Below are 21,581 nucleotides of genomic sequence, written 5' to 3'. Positions count from 1 at the left end.
GTGTGAATGTCGGATGCACATATTTTTCAATACGTATTGATTTAGAGGATGAAGAAGACTATACAGAACGTGATCGGGAAGCGATTCTCGAGTCTTATGGTATAGATACGAATGTTTTTATTAGTATTCATTTTATAACGCGTACATTTGATTTAGAATGGTTAAAGTTACTGGAAGTAATTGAAAAAATACTGAATATGAACGACTTTGATTTGATTTTAGAGGATGATTCTTCTTATCCATTATTTAAAAGAATTAAAGGGTCTCTACTTATCAGCAATGATTTGGATGAATATCGATCATGGTACATGACAAAAGAAAATTTAGCATTATTGAACTATCCCTATGAGGAAGGGAATTTATAACTGTTTACTAAAGACTTATTCCAACTTGAATTGATGAAAAGGAACGAGCCTTTTTTTGCATGCCAAAAATTCATTTTTTATTATCCTATACCTAAACGTCAAGAACGGATCTATTGATATAAATCAACAGTTTATTAAAATGACGATTATCAATTAATAACTAGCCTTAGGGAGTGACTTTCAAGTCATCGGCAGCCCGCACCCCAGGAGGTATACAGACCCCCATATACTTTATCAGAGTTATCAGTTTGTGTTCCATATACGTAACTACTGGTAGGGGCAAAAATTATAGTTCGAGCATCAAGCCATTTAGGTGCATCTAAGCTTAGTTGAAGATTCATAGAGTATACCTCCCTTCGCATCTTTTAAGTTTAGAACTCCGGTTGCATGATATCAATAAAGTATTGCATTATTGCTCTATCACTATATTATCATCCCAATTGTTTGAAATTTTTTCGCAAACCATTTTAATAATTCTTAAGTTATCAGAAATCGTCTTTTCTAAATGCCTATTAATTTGTTCATAAGTCTTTAAGTCTAATTCAGATATATTATAGAGCCCCATGTTTCTGTCACTGAATTCATAAAATGCATAGATTCTTTTCCATTCAGCTACTTCCATCTGAACGATTCTAGCGACTTCTTTGGCCGCATTATTAGCTAACTGATAATTAATTTGTTGTTTACCAGTCAACATAGCAAAAACCTTTGAGGCAACCAATAGATTCCACGCTTCAGACTGGAGATGTGTGGAGCCTACTAATATGGGATCAAAAGCATTTTCAATTGCAGGATTTCTGGTTTGATACGATTTCATACTTTGCAAAAGTTTTTTATTATTTCTTATCTCATCATTTAATATGTGAAGATATGCTTTCTTGGTTTCTTGATCAGCTTTTAACTGCTCGGCTTCTTTTTGTTTATTAGCCATTTTTGTACCAAACCAAGCACCAAAATAAATACCTCCAATACTAACAATAATCGCCGCGGAATCTAATATCGCTCCCAAATGATTGTCTCCCCATTCTTTTGTTAAGAAAAAACAAAAAGTCCAAGTCGGTAATAGAAAACTATTGCTATTTTAAAACAGAATTACATTCTTAACAATAATATTTGATTACGCAAAAATAAGAGATGGATTCTATTTCTGGAAAACGATTATATAATTTTCTTATAAACCGGTTACTGATGAAATTATAATTTAGCTTGATTATCTAGACATCGTTACGCAGATCATACCGAAGGAGCCAATTACGATCGCTTACGATCATAGATGGCTCATTTTTATTTTCCAAGTGACTAATTGACCTTTAAACACAACATGAAAGATGTCAGTGTATATCTACCAATCGGCCTATGCACTTTTTTGGAAATCTAGTAAAAAAGTCTCTTAATATGTCGAAACGTGGTTTAATATAAAGTAAAAATGTGGTAATCTTTAAATTGGAAGCTTTATTCCATTTTGTAAATAGTTTCAATACATATATTGAGAGCCAAATCAAATAGATAAGAGGAGAGAATGAGATGATGGTCAAGAAAACAATAGTATCTCTTTTAGCAGTTGCAATGATGGCTGGCGGATCAATAGCTGGGGTGGCATCAGCCGTACCGGGGAAGGATTTGCGTATCATTCCAGTAGTCGTAAACGGTCAAAAAGTTAAGTTTCCAGATACGGAACCGTATATTAACACCGACGGCCGCACGATGGTTCCGGTACGCTTCGTTAGCGAAAAGCTTGGAGCCACAGTTAAATGGGATGAGAAAACAAACACAGCTATTCTTACCTTTGGCTCCAAACAAATTCGTATGTCCATCGGATCCAAAACCGTAACGGTAGACGGAGTGAAGCAAGAACTGGATACAGCTGCTGAAAAGTATGAAGGGCGTACGATGGTGCCTCTTCGTTTTGTGAGCGAAGTGCTAGGTTCTAAAGTGGAATGGGATGATCCTGCTCATTCAGTTAAGGTAACGGATGTTAAATATCAAGCAAAGATCGCTGCCGGAGGAGTTAAGCTTGATCCATGGGGACGTGAGTACAGCAAAACTTGGGATGCCAACTGGATGCGTTTGACGGACCTGGAGAAGACGAAGTTCTATTCTTTCTACGGTAAAAAAAGAAGCAGGTCTTTTGTTGAACCTAAGGATCTTGAAGTTTTTAAAGAGTATGCAGATGCTATTGGAGGAAAAGTCCGCAATTGGTACGAGGCTCAACTTAATGTTGATTACAGAACGGTTTCTAAAGAGGCTTTAACTAATGTATTTATGAAGAATGCTTCCGGGACGATCACTAAAAATTCTTATCGAAGAGATGGGCATAGAGCAGCGATTGATAGATATGTAGATTGGGTCAAGAAAAATAAAGTTATTGTTAAAGGTTACGCTGATCCTGAACTGACTACATTTTTTGAATCAGGAGACTTGTTGTGGGTTCCTACCCGGTTTAAGTTTAAGATCATTTCTGCGGAAGATACCTCGCAAACATTGTTAGACAACTGGGATGCAACCGGATCATCCGACTCCTATAAGATGCAGAAAAACGTTTGGTACGAAGGCTATGCTCTTGTATCTCTGGAGTCGGTAGTTGCTAGTGATACATTCAGTCCTGACTACGGTTTACGACAATTCGAGAATATGTTTTATCTAGATAGTTATTTTTATGAGATTTCAAAGTAAGCGATGTCCGGCCGGCAACTAATTAGTCTTCATATAGCTTATTTACGCACTAATGAAACTTGTTCAAGGAGGCGTGTATGTGAAGCAACTGAGGATGCTGTTATTAGTATTTTTAATTTTAATGACTAGCTTTCCATTTGGCCCTAAATTAGATGTAGAAGCTGCAACTGGAGATGAGGATGTTAATAAATCTAAAGACGGTAAACCCTACAGAACGGGCGCTTGGTTTGATGATGGTGAGCTTGTGTTTGTTACGCCTAATAAGAAAGCAAGCAGTAAAATAAGATATGGTACTAAAGCTTTTGTTTTTAGAGCGGATGAAACTTGCAACAAAGTGACCAATAATCCTAATCGAATAATATCAGACGGTTTGCAAAAAAAAGCTTCGAATCATCCGGACTATGCTCAATGCGCTCCTTTAATGGGGGAATCAGAAGATTATCTTAGAATTGATGTGTATGACAATAATGGAGATTTAAATAAATTGTGGAATGTGACAGATACCGTAGAATGTTCTTACCATTGGTGGAAGGGTTGTTCTAATGAGGTTTTGGTATCGAAGTTTACAATTTCTAAAGCTGAATTCGAAACGAAACTTTCAGGGCATAAGCAATTTATGAACTGGAAAGACGGACAAACCGTTTATATGAATACAATATTCCGTGTTATAAACGGAGACTACAGAGAATTCATAGATGAATTTACACAGCTGGTTAACAACGGAACTTCACGTGGTGATACTCCATATAATCAAAGAGGAATATACCGGGCACAGGATTGGGCTGATAAAAGTTATTTTCGTAACTATTATGATGTGACTGTAGATTTTTACGGATCTTACCCACTAAAGGTTAAATCAGTTTTTGAGGATGATCAAAGCAAAAATATCGTTTCGGAGAGAACTATAGTTGGGAAATACGGTCCCCCATATGATACTAGGTATGAGGCAGGGATGTGGCCTGCTTGGAGATATTCGGAGGATAAAACCAAGGATGGAAAAGGCATTAAACTAGATAAAACCATAGTTCAGAACGGCAAAACATACGTATTAAAGTGTTCTTATGTCGATAGAATCAGAGATCCAGTTGAAAGAAACTGTTCCAAAGAAACCGGAGCTCCTGGTTGGGTGAGAAATAGTGGCCCGGCTTTAACCGATCGTGACCCGCCAGTTTATGTAGGCGGTACTCAAATCGTTGCCGTCTATGGGTTTGCTACATGTAAATGCGATACAACAGCTACCATACCTAATAAAACCGATCTTGAAGGAGAAGTGCCGCCGGATAACGAGGTAATAGGGAAAAAGATAGGCATGCAAATCGACTTTCAACAAGGTGAAGAGGATCTAAAAGAGTGGGAAGAGTGGGTCAAGGGCAAAAGTAACTTTCAAATCCATGTTGAGCTGTGGAGACCAGATAATGAAGATTTGAAGGATATAGCCAATAACGGAACGGCTGCTAATTGGACTTCTAAAGATAGTAAATTTGTGTTAGACAAGACGAAAAACGAAGCTACAACGGCCATTATGGAAGGTGCTCAGTTAATCAAGTATATGAAGGGCGGGGCGGCGAGCAAACTCATCTTTGAAGATGATTTAACCAATTATCCTATCCCAGAGGGTAAAACCGTCAGTTTTAAATACAATGCTCGTGTACGAGTGCTAGCTACGGATGAGGCCAATCTACCCGTAGAAATCGTGTGTGTTTTCGATAAAAATTCTACTGTTCTAACATGGTTCAGACCGATGAAACCAAAAGTCGATGAAGGAATGTTCTTTAGTGTACCTAAATATTATTCGGAAATAAAAGAAGGTTCTCCTCAAACGGCCGGTACGAGTTCTAATGAAGCTTTTGACGCTATGTCAGGTACACCTACCACTCGCAGCTTATATTTTGCGGCGGGCGGTTCTGAATTTATCGTCGACGTACAGGTTGAATATGTGCCCAAATTTTCTCAAAAGCGTACTTATAAATCGGTATTTAATGCAGTGACAAATGGGCATGCATTGGACAGATTGGAAGGCGGCTGGCAAAATGATTCGCCTCCTCCTGCACCAGCGCCAAGAACCGTTGTTGATATGTGCGATGTACCATTTACCGAGTCTGTTACTCCGGAAACCGGTAGCTATACAAAAGGCTACGACAGCAGAGGCAACCCTATTCCTGGTGTAAAGTACAGATGGATACAAAACGGTCATTCCAAACATTCCGTAGGCCCTTACGAAGAGAATTGGGAGCAAACAGTCACATTTGACTATATGAAAATCGATAAGGCTATAGTGTGGAAGATTGAAAGATCCAAGGTGACCGGGATGGCCACTTTAGTAAATACGAGCGAAGTTACAGCTGGCATCAGGCAAGGTAATCCTAACTGGTTTTATAACCGTGCTGAAAACAACACAAGCGCTGACGGTCGACTCCGATATTCTGAACAGCCTACTCAGCATGATGCAGTCATCTATAAGGAGGGCGATGTAGATAATTGCATTTCTAATAGTATTACAAGCGGTGATGTGATTGAGCAGGATATATTTAATGAGAGAAAAAATGCACCGGTCAACGTAACGGCTATATCCGACTTTCTGATTCTCCAAACTTCTTCCGGAGATCAATCCGTCATGTACTTCCAGAAAACGTCCAATACAGCTAAGACAACGGAAAATTTAGAAGTAGAGAAAACCGATTTTGATACGATGTGGACTAACAATCCGTTGTCAGCGGCTAAATGGAATCAGCAGGATACGATTAAAGTCGGTTCTTACAATGGTTTATACGGCGTACCACAGTACAAATATTCCCCGACTGGCGGAAGTACTGTAACTACAATATTTGATACGGTCCCTGCCGGACGAAATAGGCCTGCTCGTCCGGCTGAATCGCTCAGAATAATGGAACCGGGACTTGATATTCCTAATACATTGCCAAACGGAGAGTATACGACAGGTTTCTCGAGTGTGTTCTATAGAAATGTGATAAACGACAATCCTGAAACTCTTCCTACAGCATATCCCGTACAGATGGACGGTATTTTCAATGAATACGGCTTATCCTACAATGCACCGTATTCTCCTATTCATTCAAAGGTAAACGATGTAGTCATTCATAATCCTGTGTCGGTGCAAAATGCTTTAGTAAAATCTTTGCCGGATCGATTGGATCAGCGTGTACCAGAGTCAAAAGCTATTGGAGGCAATAAGCGAGAAGGAGTAGCTGAGTATGAGCGAATCCTGAATCCTAATTACCGACAAAATATTATTCCAAATCCGGATGCCGAAATCGTTAATGTTAACGGGACGGTAGCCGGGTGGAACACATGGGCTAACCAAAGTACTGGAGTTAACTTTACGCACAGGGGGGAAGACGAGTGGCTTATTAACGGAAAGAAGTCATTCGAAATTAATACAACAAATAATCCTGGCGGTAGAGGCACCAATTATGTAGGTGTTTATTACAAAGATATTCAAGTGCGTCCTAATGCGGAATATGCTTTTGAAGGAAAAATAAGCTGTCATCGATGTAATGGTTACTTCTATATAGACTTATATGATAGCAATGGTAATGGAGTACAGAGTGGAATTAGTGGAGGCTCTGTCACTAGCACATCCTCCGCTCAAACTTTAAAAATGGACTTCAATACAACTGCTAATGTAACCAGAGCTAGAATTCATATTGTTAAGGGGAACTCTGCGAGCGATTCAGGAACTTGGAATGATCATATGTTCGCTGACGATTTAAAGTTAAGCAGGACGGATGTGCAAGAATTTGTTGCAGTAGATCCCGTTGCTGTAACGCAAGAAGTTGCGAACCCGGATTATCAGCCGGCAGCGCCTGTAACCGATAAAACCTTTGAATATACAAATGGGCCACAAACCTTTACCGCTCCCGGAACGGGAACTTACACATTCGAAGTATGGGGAGCTCAAGGCAGTACTCATGGGGCTGGCGGCAAAGGCGGTTATTCTAAAGGTACGGTTGCTCTTAATGCCGGAGAAATACTGCATATCTACGTCGGCGGAGCTACTGGATATAATGGCGGAGGCTCCGGTCATGGCAGAGAGAGCGAGTCTGGCGGCGGAGCATCAGATGTACGGCGCGGAGGAGATACTTTAAACCATAGGATCATTGTAGCCGGCGGAGGTGGAGGTCCTAGCAATGGCAGATTAGGTGGAGCTGGCGGTGGAGAAACGGGAGGTACTGGAGAAGACAGCTATGGAACTCCCGGCACTGGCGGCACACAGAGTGGTGGAGGAATGGGCGGATCCAACTACGGAGGTTCTGGCACATTTGGTCAAGGCGGAAGCAACCATGAAGGATCTAACTCTGGCGGCGGCGGCGGTGGCGGAGGTTGGTATGGCGGTGGAGCAGGAGGCAGCGACTACCCGTCCCATAACGATCCTGACGACTCCGGCGGCGGAGGTGGATCGGGCTACATTGGCGGCGTGCAAAATGGTTCTATGCAAAGCGGTGTGCAGTCGGGGAATGGTAAGATTTTAATTACAGCTCCCGCACTGGATCAGGTTGGTCAACCCACAAAGATCATTACGACGGTAGTTGGCGGTTCGGATACTTCTCCGCCTTCGGATGCTTACATCCTAAAGGCAATCACCGTTAACCCAAATGCTCCGGCAGGAGGATTTAGCCCTGGTAAATTTATATTGCTTGATTATGAATTCCAACTCTATTTCCCTAATACAGGCGACTTTTACGGTAACGGTCAATGGGGATGGTCTCAAACAACGGAGATCAGGGGCAAGGGATTTAAAAACGATATGGATACAACAGAATGGACGAAATCCAAACATGTGAAATTTGGGTTCAATGTCATTTACAATAACAAGTTGTATAAAGCAGATGAATGGATTCCGCTCGAGGTATCACAAATTAATTTTGACTTTTATGCGCCTCTAGCAAACCGAGAACAGATAAGCGCTACGGTTGAATGGAAGAGTGAGGCTATCAATTCTTTATTTGAAGATAACGATACGCCAACGAATAAAGTCAGGTACGATATTCCCAAAAAGTACGCGGCAAAACACAGCACGCTTAAAAAGTATGATATTGACGTTGTAGGCCGAATCGGGAATATGGCGATAGAGGATACGGGCGATTTCAGATTTTCGAATTTGTTCAAAAAGCCTTTGGAGCCTACGCAATGGCTCGTTCCTAATGTTGTAAAGCGCGTCAACCCTAATATTCAACTCAATATTGTTGGAGATACGGTAAATATACGGGGGGAGGGAGTATCCTCGGCAACCGACTATCTCAATACTTGGGGATTGATGGGGCACATGGATCGAAGTCCAATACCATTTCCGTTAACCCCTGATAAGAACAATATTAATGCGTTGAAGAGACAGCCGCTTCGTTTGGGCTATGGCGTCTTCTCAGATATTCAGACAATGGGCAACTACTATAGCAACCTACAGATCACGCCTTATTACTATCATTTAAATCTGCAAAATGGCGCTATCACCCCTGTAGACATTCATATGAAGGTCAACGGGACGTATAAGCCGATTAACAAGCATGGAGCTGTTCAGCCAGGATGGAATTCGTCATCTGTACACTCAAATCCGGTGACTTTGAATTGGGAAGAACAGCAAAAACGACGGAATGTAACCATTGCAGAAGCGGATTTAACGAACCGGATAGCAGCGCTCTTTGCAGAAAGCGGAGGAGATGGGGCGACGGGCAAAGCAGCTGAACCATATGGAAACTATATGTACGGCAGCTCTCAATTTATGAAGTTGACAGGTCGCAATAGAACCTATATTGGACAAGATGCGACTTATAGCGAGAGTAAAAACCCAGGGAATGTGTTGTCCAGTCTGGAGTATGCTATGCAGGCTCAGAGGTGGCACTATACTCTGTCTCTGCCGTCTTCCGCAGTAGCTGTCAAACATGGGCAGCCGGCTAGCCAAGCGAACATTGATGCTTTTAGAAAAAATACCGGAGTGCTTATTATGGCAGCGGATATTTTATCTGTTGGCGATACTTACACGCTGCAATATAAGGCACCGAATGGCAATGGGACTTTGAATTTGGCCGGAACCTCTTGGCCGCTTACGAGTATTCCATATCCGGTGATAGGGGTGTATTCCTCTAATAAGTCGTCATCGGATGACTTGGATATTTCAGGAACGCACTAAACATTGAGAAGTAGGGAGGAGCTGTTTAGCTCCTTTCTGCTTTTCTGCATGTGCACACTTTTAAGTAGGATAAATGACTAGAAGGGAATTGGAGTGCATGAAACGAACAAGATTTCTGGTTCTTATTTTATCTGCTGTTCTTTTGTTTTTTATGACAAGCAAATATGAATTGACTAGAGTTAATGGGGCTAATTTTTCTGACCAGCCTTCAACCTGGGCTGCTAGTGATGTAGCCTTTATGATCGAAGCGGGGTTAGTGCCAGAGGGTTTGCAAGGTAACTACAAAACGAAGATTACTAGATCAGAATATGCCTCTTTAGTTTACAGCGTATTAGTTGAGTTGGCTGGAGGTACGGGGCAGATTGATAAAGCGATGAATGAGCACCTCTTTAAGGATACAACTGAAGTGGATGTATACCATGTGTATAAGTTCGGTATAGTTAACGGCATAAGCGAGTTGGAGTTTAAACCTGATAGAAACATAGGTAGAAAAGAAGCGGTCGTCATGATGGGGAACCTAATGAGGTCTCTAAAGCTCGATGGGATATCCTATGAGAAAGCTCCATATATCGATTATTCGGTCATACCTAGTTGGGCCAAAGTATCCGCTGATATTACGTATAATGCCAAAATCTTTCAAGGCAATGCGGCTGGCATGGAGCCTGACAAGCCCTATACGAGAGAGCAGTCCATAGTGACAATGAAGCGCTTGTTGGATTTTGCTGCTGAAGCTAAAGGCATCTCTTACAGAGGGAAAATTTTTGTTAGCTTAGACTCCATTTATGATGTGCGTGTCGGCTCCAACTATGTAAAGATCGGTTCGAAAAAAAGTTCTAAGTCCGTTATGGAGCTATGGCAGTCCGTTTCCTCCAACTTCCCTGACGTAACTATTTATGGATCAGCCTCTGAAAACATCAAAAGTGGGGAGTTTGTTATTGAAACTTTAGGGGATGATTTTTTGATTAAAATAAGCTGGTAGAGTTAAAGCTGGGTAGAAAATAAAGATGTTTCGGGAAATTGTATATTGGAGTACCTAGACAATGAAGATGAAGTAGGTCTTTTAATAAAAATGGGCGGGGAGGAAGGGATAGGTTGTCACAATTTGAGATCAATCTGGCCATGTTGACCAAGATACTTGAAGGATTAAGCACGATCCGAAAGAGAATCGGCAACCATCTAGAAGCGCTAGGCCGCATGCAATCTTATGTGGATGAAGCTATTTTGGCGCGGCGAGGGCTAAGGCAGAGGCTAAGTCGTGCAGCCGGACGGCTTTATGATCTGGATCAGCGATTATTTCGGATAGAGCAGCTTTTGCGCATGGCTATTCAAAAGTATAGCGAAGCAGAGTCAACCGCAGTCGATCGTGCTGAGGACATAAAAGATGGCAAGGGAAAGAGTTTCTTCGATTATGTGGAAGATGGATTTAGTGCGCTAACTCTTTGGCTAAAAGAACAGAATATGCTAGATCCGCTGAATGAGCGAATTGAAAAAATAAAGGCAGAAAACGATGTTATTCGTGATTTGTTAGTTGAATATGGCGGAGGGTTTATTACCGATGAGGAAGCTCGGAAGCTGATTGAAAAGCTGCGAGGGGGCAATGGGGAAATTTCGGAAACGGATGTAGAAGAGATATTAGGGAAGGGCAAGATGCCCGATTTCAATCATTATTTAGATGGAATGGCCATAGACGATTGGATAGGGAGTATATACCGTGGTATCGTTAATCAAGAGCAATTAGAAGGTTTGACCATACGTGAGATGGAGTTTGTGGATCAGATTTTGCGGGAATGGCCCAGGGACATCGACATTAAGGACATTATAAAAATATTGGATATTCTACATGAGAACAATGGTGATATATCCAGAAAAGAACTGGAAGGCATTATAGGAAAAACGGATAAACATGATGCAGATTTGTTTGGTTTGTTATATCGATTATCGATGGAAGGACTCGATATCGTAGAGGCAGAATTTATATTTCAAGGTGAAAAAGGATCCCTGCCGATAAAAGGATTCAGGCAAGGAGGCGTTAAAGCTCCTGGTGCACCGAGAGCGAACGACAAGTCCCAAACCAATGCGATTCCTCCTAAACATGATCTGATGAACGAAGTCCAGGGGACGACGGAGAATAAACGGAAGAATCGGGATGGGGAGGAATTAGGGAAAACTCCAAGTCAAGCAGAAGGTGGTGGCCAATGGGGAAATCCTGGGGAGGTAACAAATCCAGAAAACGCTCCTAATCCAAGTGCCCAGCCGAGAGGTTACAAAACTACAATAAGAGAAAATATGGACAATGAAACTAAACGTTCATTATCTCGAGAGAACGAAGCAGCCGAGATTTTATCAAAAAACGGATACGATGTTGAACAGAATCCAAAAATATCGGACACTCATAAAGATCCTGATTATTTAATCAAGGGTACAATATTTGATTGTTATTCACCTAAAGGTGAGACAAGTCCACGTGCTATCGCTTCACAAATTGAGAAGAAAAAAATAAGAGAAGGCCAAACTAGAAGAGTTGTTCTCAATCTTGGAGACTGGGATGGAGATATAAATGAACTAAAAAAGCAATTTAATGATTGGCCTGTAAAGAATTTAGATGAAGTTATCGTGATAACTAAAGATAAAACGATAATTCACTTACTTCCATAACAATGAGGTGGTTATAAGTATGGCACTTGAGTATTCATTTATGTTAGAGGAAATCCAGCTATCTAATAATGATATTATTATTGAGATGGGGAAATTAGGTGTAACGCTGGATGTAAGCAAAGTAGAAAAGATATCAACAGGGATTCAAGTAACAGAAACATACGACAGGATTGGGTTTTCATTAGCATTAATGGATAATACTGATTCGCTTTATGGTTACGAGTCGGAGTACTTTAGGGATGAATTTAATGATAGACAAGGTTTAAACTTTAGACTTAATAAGTCCTTTGATTGGGAGAATGCCATGGTTAATATGTTAACTATCGTTTTTGAAATCATGGATAAGATTGATACTAACTGCGTTTTTGAATTTAATGGTGATACAGTCTATTTAATTAGATTAAACGATACTATCTATGTGAATAATAATACAGGTTTTTGGGACAATGAGGATTTTAAAAAGTTCATTAAGAATAGAGAAGCGGTGTTTTTAAAACCAAATGAGAAGCTTTAATAAAGGTCATGAAATTTTTTGTAATAGACCTGTAAGGGTTATAATTCCGCAAGCCAACAAGACTACAATGCAAATCAGTTGCCTGTATTGTGGTCTATTCAATAGAAGGCAGAGGTTTAATATTGAGGAGTAAGCGTCCTTGGGCGCAAACTTATCTACAGAGTAGTAACCTGGAATGTAGTGCCCTTAGAATTTCGGCTTATTGAAAGCCTGCCCGCAGCACCATTCAATACTTGAAGTCTGAATCGTTTTGGTTATAAACAAGAATACTTGATACAATTTTTAAAAGGAATAAAACAGCAGTTTAATTATGGTGAGTTACAGCCATAGTTAAGCTGTTTTTTATTTTTTCAATTTTTCCACTTTCGAGTCTACACACAATGGCGGACTATCAATACTCAATCTGAGATTTTTAATAAGTTATTAATCTAAAAATAACGCCCTCCCTATATGTAAAAAGAAGAACTTAGAACAATTTACTATCATTATCACAAAATATAGTTCTTTAGAATTGGAAAAAGCTTTGAAAAAATAGGTCTAATATGCTAGTGTTATTTAGGTATTATTTACAAATATTCTTTAAATGACAATCTATGACTCTACTAAACAGTGCTGGAGAGGTGTATGAAGTGAAGAAGCTTTTGGTTGTGCTACTAGTATTAAGCGCTTTTTTGACAGCATGTAAAAGTGGCAACGAAGCAGCCGTCACCAACGACGGTCAAAAGAAAGAGAAAACCGAATCGGTTGTTCTAGCATCCGATACAACGGTTTTGGAACTCAAAAAGAAGTACGGCAGTGAAAAAGAAAAATCGATTATGCCTCTTTACAATGTGGCTCAGGACCATGAATTTATTTTTGAGTTTAACTCCGATGTGAGAGGCGCTGCGGAATCCGTTAAAGATATTGTATCCGTGCACACCGACAGCAAAGCATTGCCAGAGAGCCGTATAATTGACAATACCTGGCCGGAACAACGTGATGGTAAAACCATATTGCCTATACAGCCGGGATTCGGTGTCATGCATACCAAAACAATGAGCGAAAGAAGTGGAGATGTGTGGGGCGGCGCGCCGATTTATTATATTCGCATTAACTATGATTTGGATGCGACGGTTCCAACTAAACTGGATAAGCCGTTAATTATTCCGTTTACGGTTAAATCAGATGTACCTGTTCCGAATCTGAACTATGAAATCAGTCCATCAGGGATGTTTAAACTGACCTGGGATAAAGTAGAGGGAGCGGAAAGCTACCGCGTTTATGAGCGCCGCATACCGAGCCTAGATGAGATCAACCATCCTTTGAGCGGCGCAGAGGAAGGATATGTCGGGCTTGATCCTACGCTAATAGCTGAGATAAAAGAAACGGAATTTAATGATTTTATGGATGATGGTGAAGGTGGACTAGGCATTTCCAGATTTGACGACGGTGTGGAACTAGTCAGTTACATGAACGGAAGTGTAGAAGGAGAGTACTACGTTACCGCAGTGGCCGGAGATAAGGAATCCGGGTTCAGTAAAGCGGTAGAGACGCTTCCAATTTCCAATAGAATTCCGACGGAAATGGCGGAAGACCTCCTCTACGAAAATCACCCGACCGTTCATGACCTGCCGAAAACAACTCCCATTAAATATCTCGACGGTTCTGTTGTGGACAGGAAAATCATCTACCATACGGAAGGCGTTACCCCTGCTGAAAATTATGAGACTTCGATTAAACTGACGATAGAGGGTACTGCGTTTATCAGCTATTTTGATGTAGGCAAAATTACAACAGAGGAACTCGCGTCGTTAGGAAAAAGCAGCGTGGAAGAAACCAATGGTTATGTACCACCGCAAAATACGACCGATTATGTTCCGGCTCCAACCGTTCCGACTATTATTGAAGCAGATGCGGTGCCGTCCGACTCAGGTGCAATTGTAGCGGATCAAAAAAATAATACACAGAAAAAAGTGGATGAAGGGAATGCGGCTGGAGTCCCCGTTCCTAAAGTCGTATCCGACGTTCCCGTTAATGCAGATTCCGCTTTGGAAGAATATTTGGCTTTGAATCTCATAGCCGGTGAGGAAGCCATTTCATTGAAGGCTTTTCCAGACGCGCAAAACTTCGAAACATTAACGGATGTGTTCAGAAAAGTTTTATATCAGAACGCATTAATTTTAGGAGTTAAAGAGTTTGGCTACGATTACGGCACGCTTACATTGTACGTTGGTTATGAATATGAACAGGATAAAATAGTAGACATGCAGCAGGAGATTGTGGAGGAAGCAGGCAGTCTGGTTACAACGATCTTCAAGTCAGATATGACGGATGAGGATAAGCATTTAGCTCTTTATCAATATTTAAACGACAATACGAAGTATGACGATGCGGCATTGGAAAGCGCGGAGAAAAACAACTTTGAGTCCGTTGGTCCCGAGTTCAACGATTCGTTTAACGTTTATGGCATTATGGTCAAAAAGGTAGGGGTATGCGCATCGTACGCAGCTACTTACAAAATGTTGAGCGACCTCGCCGGCTTGGAATCGATCGTCGTAACCGGAAATATGAGCGGTGTGCCTCATGCCTGGAACAAGGTCAAGCTGAGCAACGGCTGGGTTCATGTAGATGCCACAAACAATGAAACGAATTCCGGCATTCCGTTTTTACTCTATGGCTCTAGCGATGAGACGGCAGAATCCCTCAATTTCTATCTCGACAAGGATTATTGGGTAGATAGCGGGCTAGCGGAGTTTGAAGCTGCGGACGGCACTAAAGACTATTACACGGTCAACGATTTGGAAGTGGACTCTTCCGTAGAAATGACCGCGAAAGTAGCCAATCTTCTAAAAGCAGCGCCGGAAGAGCCAGTGGTTGTCAGAATGACAACGGAACTTAGCGATACCGAGCTTGGCGATTCTTTAGCGGCTGCCTTCAGTGAGGCGTCCATTACAGACCTGTCCAATGTTGAAGTTGGCAGCCTAGGCACTTATCTCTTTATTAGTCCTTAATCTTTCAAAAGAAAGGGTGGAAGCAGCAGCTTCCGCCCTTTTTTAGTGTAATCAACTAAACTTTGATTTAATAAATTCGAATTATTTATTCATTTTATTCAATTTTACAAAACAAACACGGGATTTTACAATAAGGTCAAGTGGTATCGTGGTGTAAGGATGCCACAGAGGGGAGATTTAGAATGACAAACTTAGTCATTACTCGCGGCAATCCAGAGGTTGCTCACTGTGCCTTTACGTTTGATGACGGTCCGATGAGAATTCCAATAGACGCATGGCTCGATGCCTTAGAGCAGGGCGGTGCGCGAGGGACGTTTTTTTTAACAGGCGAGTGGTTCGATCGGTACCCGCAGAAGGCAAGAGAAATGATAGCAAGAGGCCACGAGCTTACAACGCATACCTACCATCACCGCAGAATGGCAGATGTGACCAAAGATGTATTTTTTGAAGAGCTGAAGCTGGCTGAGCTGGCTTATCAAGAAGCAACGGGAAGATCGGTTCCTACCATGCTGCGTTTTCCTTACGCCTCTTATCGGGAGGATAATTTGGAATGGCTGCGGGAGTGGAACTATTTGCTCATTGAAGGGGTGGATACCGTCGATTGGTCGGGACCGCCAAGCGCGCAGCTTGTGGAGCGGGTGATCCCTGAGCTGGTCAATGGGGCGATTTTAATATTTCATGCCAATGAAATCGCCAAAGAGACGCCGCAGGCCGTTAAGTCGCTTGTACATCACACACATGCCAAAGGTCTTGCAGTAGTTACCGTATCTGAACTGCTTCATGCTGCAGGCATCAGAGCAGGGGAACGCACCTGGCAAGTCCGGTTCAAGCCTGTCCTCCAAGACTCTTCCCATAGCGAGCAGTGGAAGCCAGTAACTGGGGATGAGGAATGGCGGAAGTTGGCCGCCGATTCCCTGGAATGGGGGAACCCGAAAACTCCGACAGGGCCCGGCGCTTATAGCAAATGGCTGCAAGCTCTATCCACGCAGGATCAGTCGGATGACGGGACACGTTTTGTCGCCCGCAGCTTTGCCGACCAGCACTGGGCATACGTGCGTGCTTCAGTTCGCGGCGGGAATCTGGTGCTAGAGGATTTTGCCACGAAGGAACCCCATGCGGATGCCCTGGTCTATATTCTGCAATGGGCCGCTAACGAGGCATCATCCCTAGGTTGCGAGTGGATTACCAGCACACAAGACATGCGCCGTATTCACAAGCTTTGTGAACAGCTAGGCTATGAAGCGGAGATTGTTTTGCAAGAAGGATAAAGGCTGAGTAGAAAATAAACAAAAAATTAGCCCCTTAAAGTCCGCGAAAATCGCGGATTTTTTGGTTTCAGGGGATAACGTTAGTCAGTTCACATTTTAATAAGGCCGATGGCTAGAGCCCCTAATCATCCCACTGGCAGCATAAAATTCGGCACACGAAAGGCCGCCTCTAATGGCTTCCATTAACAATAAGGCTGCCCTGCCAAGAAGGTTTTTGTCTCTGTAAACAATGCCTATCTGGATGACGGGATTCAGGTCGGCTATAGGCTTTATGACCACGGAGCCTTCCTCCTCCAGGCCGCTGTACATCGGGACAATCCCGACACCGAACTCTGCCTTAACCATTTGTTGAATAACAAAAAAGCTTCCAACCTCCATAGAAGAGGATAGGTTTTGCCCAGCTTCATCTATCGTTGTTTCCCAAAGCTTTCGATACATGCAAGTCGGTTCTTTTACTAAAACGGTTAACCCCGCGAGATCGCTCGCTGTGATGTTATCTTGATCGGCTAAGGGGTGGTTCTTGTGTAGCAGAACCCCTAGTCTTTCCTCGATCAGCGGCTCAAATTCCAGCATGAGCTTAGAAGGGGGAGGAGAGCAAACGCCAAATTCCAGTTCGCCGGCCCGAACTCTCTCTGCGATTGACCTGCTGCCGCCTACTTCCATAGTTAACTCCACTTTCGGTCGAGTTTTGCAAAAGTCAGCGACAACGGTCGCTAGCCGTTGGCTTGCGGCGGGCTCAATAGCGGCGAAGCGGACCGAGCCGTTATCTCCGGCAGCAATATCCGAGACGGTCTGCCTCATGGCTCCAACCGATTTCAGTAAAGTCGAGGCCTCATGATGGAGCCATCGGCCGGCTTCGGTCACGATGACGCGTTTTCCATCGCGCACGAATAACGCAACGCCCAAATCCGCTTCGAGACGCTGAATCTGAAGCGTTACGGTAGAGGGAGCATATTGAAGCTCTTCAGCGGCTTTCAGAAAATGTCCAAGACGTACGCAAGCCTCAAAAGTTTTTAAAGCTCGAAGATCCATTTTCCCATCACCTTCATTCATTTTATTCGAATTATTTATTCATATTATTCAATTTTACAAAACAATACTGTGATTTTACAATAGGGTCAGCTTATTATTTTGGGGGTAGATGGGGATATGTTTACAAAACCCGCGTGGAATTGGATTACTTTATGGGCATCGTTATTGTTTGTCGTCATACTCGGATTTTCCCGGCTCTCTTACGGCATGTTTCTGCCTGGAATACAGAGGGCGATCGGGGGGAGCTATGGAGAGCTTGGTATACTCGGCACAGTCAACTTTATCGGTTATTTGGTGGGGACCTTGTGCCTGTCTCCTTTAATCTCGCGGTTTCCAGACCGCAAACCTTTCATTAACCGGATGACGTGCATGTTGCTCGGATTGACCTTAATCGGCTCGGCATTTAGTCATCATTTCATTCCACTTGGACTATGGCGGTTCGTTATCGGGTTGTTGTCAGCCTTTGCTACCGTTTTAGTCCTCTCCATTGCGATGGATGCTGTTAAACCGGAGGAACGGGGAGCGGCATCGGGACTTATCTGGCTGGGTGGATCTGCCGGCATCCTCGTGACGGGTCTATTTGCCCCACTTACGATTGATTCTTCGCATTTGCAGGGGTGGCGATATGCCTGGATGGCCATGGGCGTATTCGGGGTCATTGCCGCGATTGGTTTCGAGTTCGTTACTAGAAAAAGAGGCAGTGGGAAACGGCCTTCGGGGGCCGTGGGGACCGAATCGAAGAAGCCGCATGACAAAAAAAGCGAAACGGTATACCGTCTATTGCTGCATCCAAAGAGGATGTTGTTTCTAATCGCTTCTTATTTCTTCTTCGGCTCAGGGTACATCATCTATTTCACGTATTTGATTCCTTATCTGGTGAGCAAAGGAATTCCGTCCCTCTATGCCGGGTTGATCTGGTCCGGAATCGGATTTGCGGGTTTGTTTAACGGATGGATTGGAGGAAAAGCGATTGACCGCTGGCCGAGCGGGTATACGCTTGCGTCGGGCTTAACCTTGGGGACGATCGGTGTACTCGGAGTAACTACCAACCACATGCTATTTACGGTACTTGGAGCCGCCATCATTGGGCTGGTCTCCTTTATTACCCCGCCGCTGATGACAACCGCACTTCTTCGTCGTCATGTCCCGCACCACTTGTATGCGGCATGTTTGAGCCTGGCTACAGCCTTTTTTGCCGCGGGACAAATCATTGGTCCTATCGTTGGAGGTGTGGCCGTTGAACGGTACGGCTTGCAATTTGGAGTGGCATCCAGCACTATTTTTATGGCGATTGCCGCTGCGTTCGCTGGTTTGTATGGACGCCAGCAACGAAAGTTTGAGAGGAGCCATTTGACTAACAGTGGTTGAATGGAAGTAGCGTATATTGCCGTATCAGTGGTTGGGAAGTGGTGTATTGCCGTATTTGCGGCTTGAATCGAAGCGGCGTATGCCGTCTCTTATGATAGAGGTTGGCATACGCCACTCTTTTGAAAGGCGGTTCATTTTCGATAGACTCCAATTACTTCTACTTAAACCAGCCCTTTTTAATAAAATACATCAGCAAAATACTTCCGACCGTCACCATCACGCCGAGAACGCCGAAGTAGCCGTATTTCCACGACAGCTCCGGAATATTTTCAAAGTTCATGCCGTATATGCTCGCAATAAAGGTAAGCGGGATAAAAATAGCGGTCATCACCGTCAATGTTTTCATAATGGTATTCATCCGGTTTGAATTGACGGACAAATAGTTGTCGCGAAGATCAGAGGTCATCTCCCGGCTCGACTCGACCATCTCCGACAGTTTGAGCAGATGATCGTGGATATCCGTAAAATAAACCCGAAGCGAGTCCATCTCTTCCATACGCTCTGAATTCATAACGCGGTAAAGCAAGTCCCGCATCGGCATAATGGTGCGCCGCAATTTCAGCAGCTTGGAGCGAATGTCGAAAATATCGTCCATCATCTTTTGAATCGTATCCGAACTGACGTTGTTTTCAATATCGTTCAGCTCTTCCTCCATTTGATAGACGCATGGGAAATATTGATCCACGAGCTTGTCCATCACCAAATAAGCGGCGTAAAGGGGGCCCTTCTCCGCACATTTTTTCTGCTTCAGCACTTTGCTCCAGGCATCCTCAATTTCTCTGGAATAGTTGAAATGAAACGTGACGACCGAGTTGGCGCCTAGAAACAAGTCTACTTCTTCGGCTGCCAGCGTCATTGGATTAATGGCATGCAGCACGAAAAAATGCTCGTTCTCATAGTGATCCAGCTTCGGCCTTTGCAGCAAATGATAACAATCCTCTACAGCAAGCGGGTGAAAATGAAAATGAGTTTCCAACAGCTTAGCTTCCTCTTCAGTGGGCACGTTGAAGTCGACCCAATACCATCTAATATGGCTAGAGGTTAGCTCGTTTAGCGGAACATCCGCCAGCACTTCCATATCATGTGTAACAGCAAGCGTACGAATCAAAGAACGAACCTCCTTATGCGAGAGAACACATCTACAATATCGTCATGAATCACGGCGTCGAACAAGCCGTCCATATCAGTGGGCTCACGATTGATGATCGCTTTGCCGAGGCCGCCCTTTGCATAGCGGGGCAGTTCTTTAACAGGGTAAACATTTAACGAGGTGCCCAACGCCAAAAATAAATCCGCATGAGCGGCCGCGGCGAAAGCCTCCTCCAAATGTTTAACGCTGCCCTCGAACAACACGACATCCGGCTTCAAAATAAAGTCGTCCTGCTCGCAGCGAGGAATTTCCTCTTTTATTAAATGCTCGAATTCGTAGGTGCGGCGGCATTTTGGACAATGTGCCGTTTGCAGCGTACCGTGAACTTCCAGCACATGCCCGCTGCCCGCCCTCCGGTGCAAGCCGTCGACATTTTGCGTCACAATCGTTACCTGCTTCCCGGCCTGCTCTAGCTCCCGCAAAAAGATATGCCCGTCATTAGGCTTATAGTTTCCGATATTTTGAAAATGAAAAATCGATTTAAAATGCGTCCAGAACAGCTTGGGCTTTTGGTAGAAAAAAGATTCCGCCACAATTCGTTCGACCGGAAGCTCCAGATCATAGAGACCGCCCCGCGACCGGAAATCCGGAATGCCGCTTGCCGTACTGATTCCTGCTCCCGTAAAAACAGTTATAGACTGAGCTTCTTGCAGTTTGCGCGCTAACTCCACTTCGTTTGGCCTCAGTTCACTCATCCGAAAATCACCTCTTATGGATCATTATACCTGACGGGGAGGGGCAGGCAACACTAGCGGTTTGAGATGAAAAAGACCGTTAAAATTCCTTTCGTTGTTCGTTCTGGAATGAATGGGAGTCGCTCTTTTTTCTTTCGCGAAAGCGGCGAACTTTCATCAAATTGCCGCATAGCTTATCGTCGCAAAACTTTTTGGAACGGTTGCGCGTATCGTCGAGAAAAACCCAGTTGCAGTTGCTGTTGCCGCATATGCGTATGCGGCTTACTAAACCGTCTTGAAGTGTGACGGCAAAACTGGAAGCCACTTCAGACAATACATTTTCCCAAGAGACATTTACCGGTATAAGTTCCATTTGAACAGAGGCCTCATGAAGGATCATTTTCCGCACTACGGCGCTCCGCTGGAGTCGAGCGTTCATACACTCGATCATTGCTGCGGATACATCGCCTCCTTCGGCAAGCTCTTGAGCAAACCGTCGCAAATCGCTGCGAAAAAAAGTCATGTCTTCCAGTTCTTCTACTGTGGGGGGGATAGGCGGCGCGACAAGCTGTTGTCGTTGTAGGAAGGCAGCCCGCCACTCGCTCGATTGCAAGCGATCGTCCTGCTCTCCATCTCCCTTCCAGTCATGATGCAAGCTGTTTGCATAATCGATCCATAGCTCGGCCAATTTATATTCCTCCATATATGTAACTATCTAAACTAATTTAGGTGGTTGCTTTTTAAATT

Annotated in this window: 14 protein-coding genes; 9 read left to right on the top strand and 5 right to left on the bottom strand. The window is 43.4% G+C overall.

Features of this window, described 5'->3' with window-relative positions; all coding sequences use genetic code 11:
• Window positions 1–2 precede the first annotated feature (2 nt).
• Entirely contained in the window at window positions 3–365 is a 363-nt protein-coding gene (locus ACFQZE_RS14060) for a hypothetical protein (RefSeq protein ID WP_379357950.1), read from the top strand.
• A gap of 409 nt (window positions 366–774) precedes the next feature.
• On the opposite strand, the gene ACFQZE_RS14055 is transcribed toward ACFQZE_RS14060, so the two are convergent.
• Window positions 775–1,374, bottom strand: coding sequence for a hypothetical protein (locus ACFQZE_RS14055; RefSeq protein ID WP_379357948.1), 600 nt, complete (start codon window positions 1,372–1,374; stop codon window positions 775–777).
• A gap of 515 nt (window positions 1,375–1,889) precedes the next feature.
• Here ACFQZE_RS14055 and ACFQZE_RS14050 point away from each other — a divergent pair.
• The 7 genes from ACFQZE_RS14050 to ACFQZE_RS14020 all read left to right on the top strand — a co-directional run bounded on the left by ACFQZE_RS14050 (window position 1,890) and on the right by ACFQZE_RS14020 (window position 16,610).
• Complete coding sequence (locus tag ACFQZE_RS14050) at window positions 1,890–3,038, top strand: copper amine oxidase N-terminal domain-containing protein (RefSeq protein ID WP_379357946.1); 1,149 nt, start codon at window positions 1,890–1,892, stop codon at window positions 3,036–3,038.
• A 79-nt stretch (window positions 3,039–3,117) separates the two neighbouring features.
• The gene (locus tag ACFQZE_RS14045; protein ID WP_379357944.1) at window positions 3,118–9,183 is read left to right on the top strand and encodes a glycine rich domain-containing protein; all 6,066 of its coding nucleotides are present in this window, start codon (window positions 3,118–3,120) and stop codon (window positions 9,181–9,183) included.
• Window positions 9,184–9,280: 97 nt separating this feature from the next.
• A complete protein-coding gene (locus ACFQZE_RS14040; RefSeq protein WP_379357942.1) occupies window positions 9,281–10,162 on the top strand; it encodes a hypothetical protein in 882 nt (293 codons plus the stop codon).
• A gap of 113 nt (window positions 10,163–10,275) precedes the next feature.
• Window positions 10,276–11,838, top strand: a complete 1,563-nt coding sequence (locus ACFQZE_RS14035) for a CdiA C-terminal domain-containing protein (RefSeq protein ID WP_379357940.1) — start codon at window positions 10,276–10,278, stop codon at window positions 11,836–11,838.
• 19 nt (window positions 11,839–11,857) lie between these two features.
• Window positions 11,858–12,352 (top strand): SitI3 family protein, encoded by a 495-nt coding sequence (locus ACFQZE_RS14030; RefSeq protein ID WP_379357937.1) that lies wholly within the window; start codon window positions 11,858–11,860, stop codon window positions 12,350–12,352.
• Window positions 12,353–12,981: 629 nt separating this feature from the next.
• Complete coding sequence (locus tag ACFQZE_RS14025; protein WP_379357935.1) at window positions 12,982–15,342, top strand: transglutaminase domain-containing protein; 2,361 nt, start codon at window positions 12,982–12,984, stop codon at window positions 15,340–15,342.
• 182 nt (window positions 15,343–15,524) lie between these two features.
• A complete protein-coding gene (locus ACFQZE_RS14020; protein WP_379357933.1) occupies window positions 15,525–16,610 on the top strand; it encodes a polysaccharide deacetylase family protein in 1,086 nt (361 codons plus the stop codon).
• A 96-nt stretch (window positions 16,611–16,706) separates the two neighbouring features.
• Here ACFQZE_RS14020 and ACFQZE_RS14015 read toward each other — a convergent pair whose 3' ends face one another.
• Window positions 16,707–17,642, bottom strand: coding sequence for a LysR family transcriptional regulator (locus ACFQZE_RS14015; protein WP_379357930.1), 936 nt, complete (start codon window positions 17,640–17,642; stop codon window positions 16,707–16,709).
• A gap of 117 nt (window positions 17,643–17,759) precedes the next feature.
• On the opposite strand from ACFQZE_RS14015, the gene ACFQZE_RS14010 reads away from it, so the two are divergent.
• A complete protein-coding gene (locus ACFQZE_RS14010; protein WP_379357928.1) occupies window positions 17,760–19,010 on the top strand; it encodes a YbfB/YjiJ family MFS transporter in 1,251 nt (416 codons plus the stop codon).
• Between the two features lie 157 nt (window positions 19,011–19,167).
• Here ACFQZE_RS14010 and corA read toward each other — a convergent pair whose 3' ends face one another.
• The 3 genes from corA to ACFQZE_RS13995 form a co-directional block, all read right to left on the bottom strand.
• The gene (corA, locus tag ACFQZE_RS14005) at window positions 19,168–20,118 is read right to left on the bottom strand and encodes a magnesium/cobalt transporter CorA (protein ID WP_379357926.1); all 951 of its coding nucleotides are present in this window, start codon (window positions 20,116–20,118) and stop codon (window positions 19,168–19,170) included.
• Window positions 20,115–20,855: an NAD-dependent protein deacylase gene (locus ACFQZE_RS14000; protein WP_379357924.1), complete on the bottom strand. Its 741-nt coding sequence runs from the start codon at window positions 20,853–20,855 to the stop codon at window positions 20,115–20,117. The genes corA and ACFQZE_RS14000 overlap by 4 nt, the downstream gene beginning before the upstream one ends.
• Before the next feature lie 79 nt (window positions 20,856–20,934).
• Window positions 20,935–21,522, bottom strand: coding sequence for a CGNR zinc finger domain-containing protein (locus ACFQZE_RS13995; RefSeq protein WP_379357922.1), 588 nt, complete (start codon window positions 21,520–21,522; stop codon window positions 20,935–20,937).
• Window positions 21,523–21,581: the final 59 nt, after the last annotated feature.

The sequence above is a fragment of the Paenibacillus sp. GCM10027627 genome (assembly GCF_042675505.1).
In the GTDB taxonomy this organism is placed as follows: Bacteria; Bacillota; Bacilli; order Paenibacillales; family Paenibacillaceae; genus Pristimantibacillus.
Note: the sequence above shows the minus strand (reverse complement) of the source record. Positions and strands in the feature narration are given on the sequence as shown.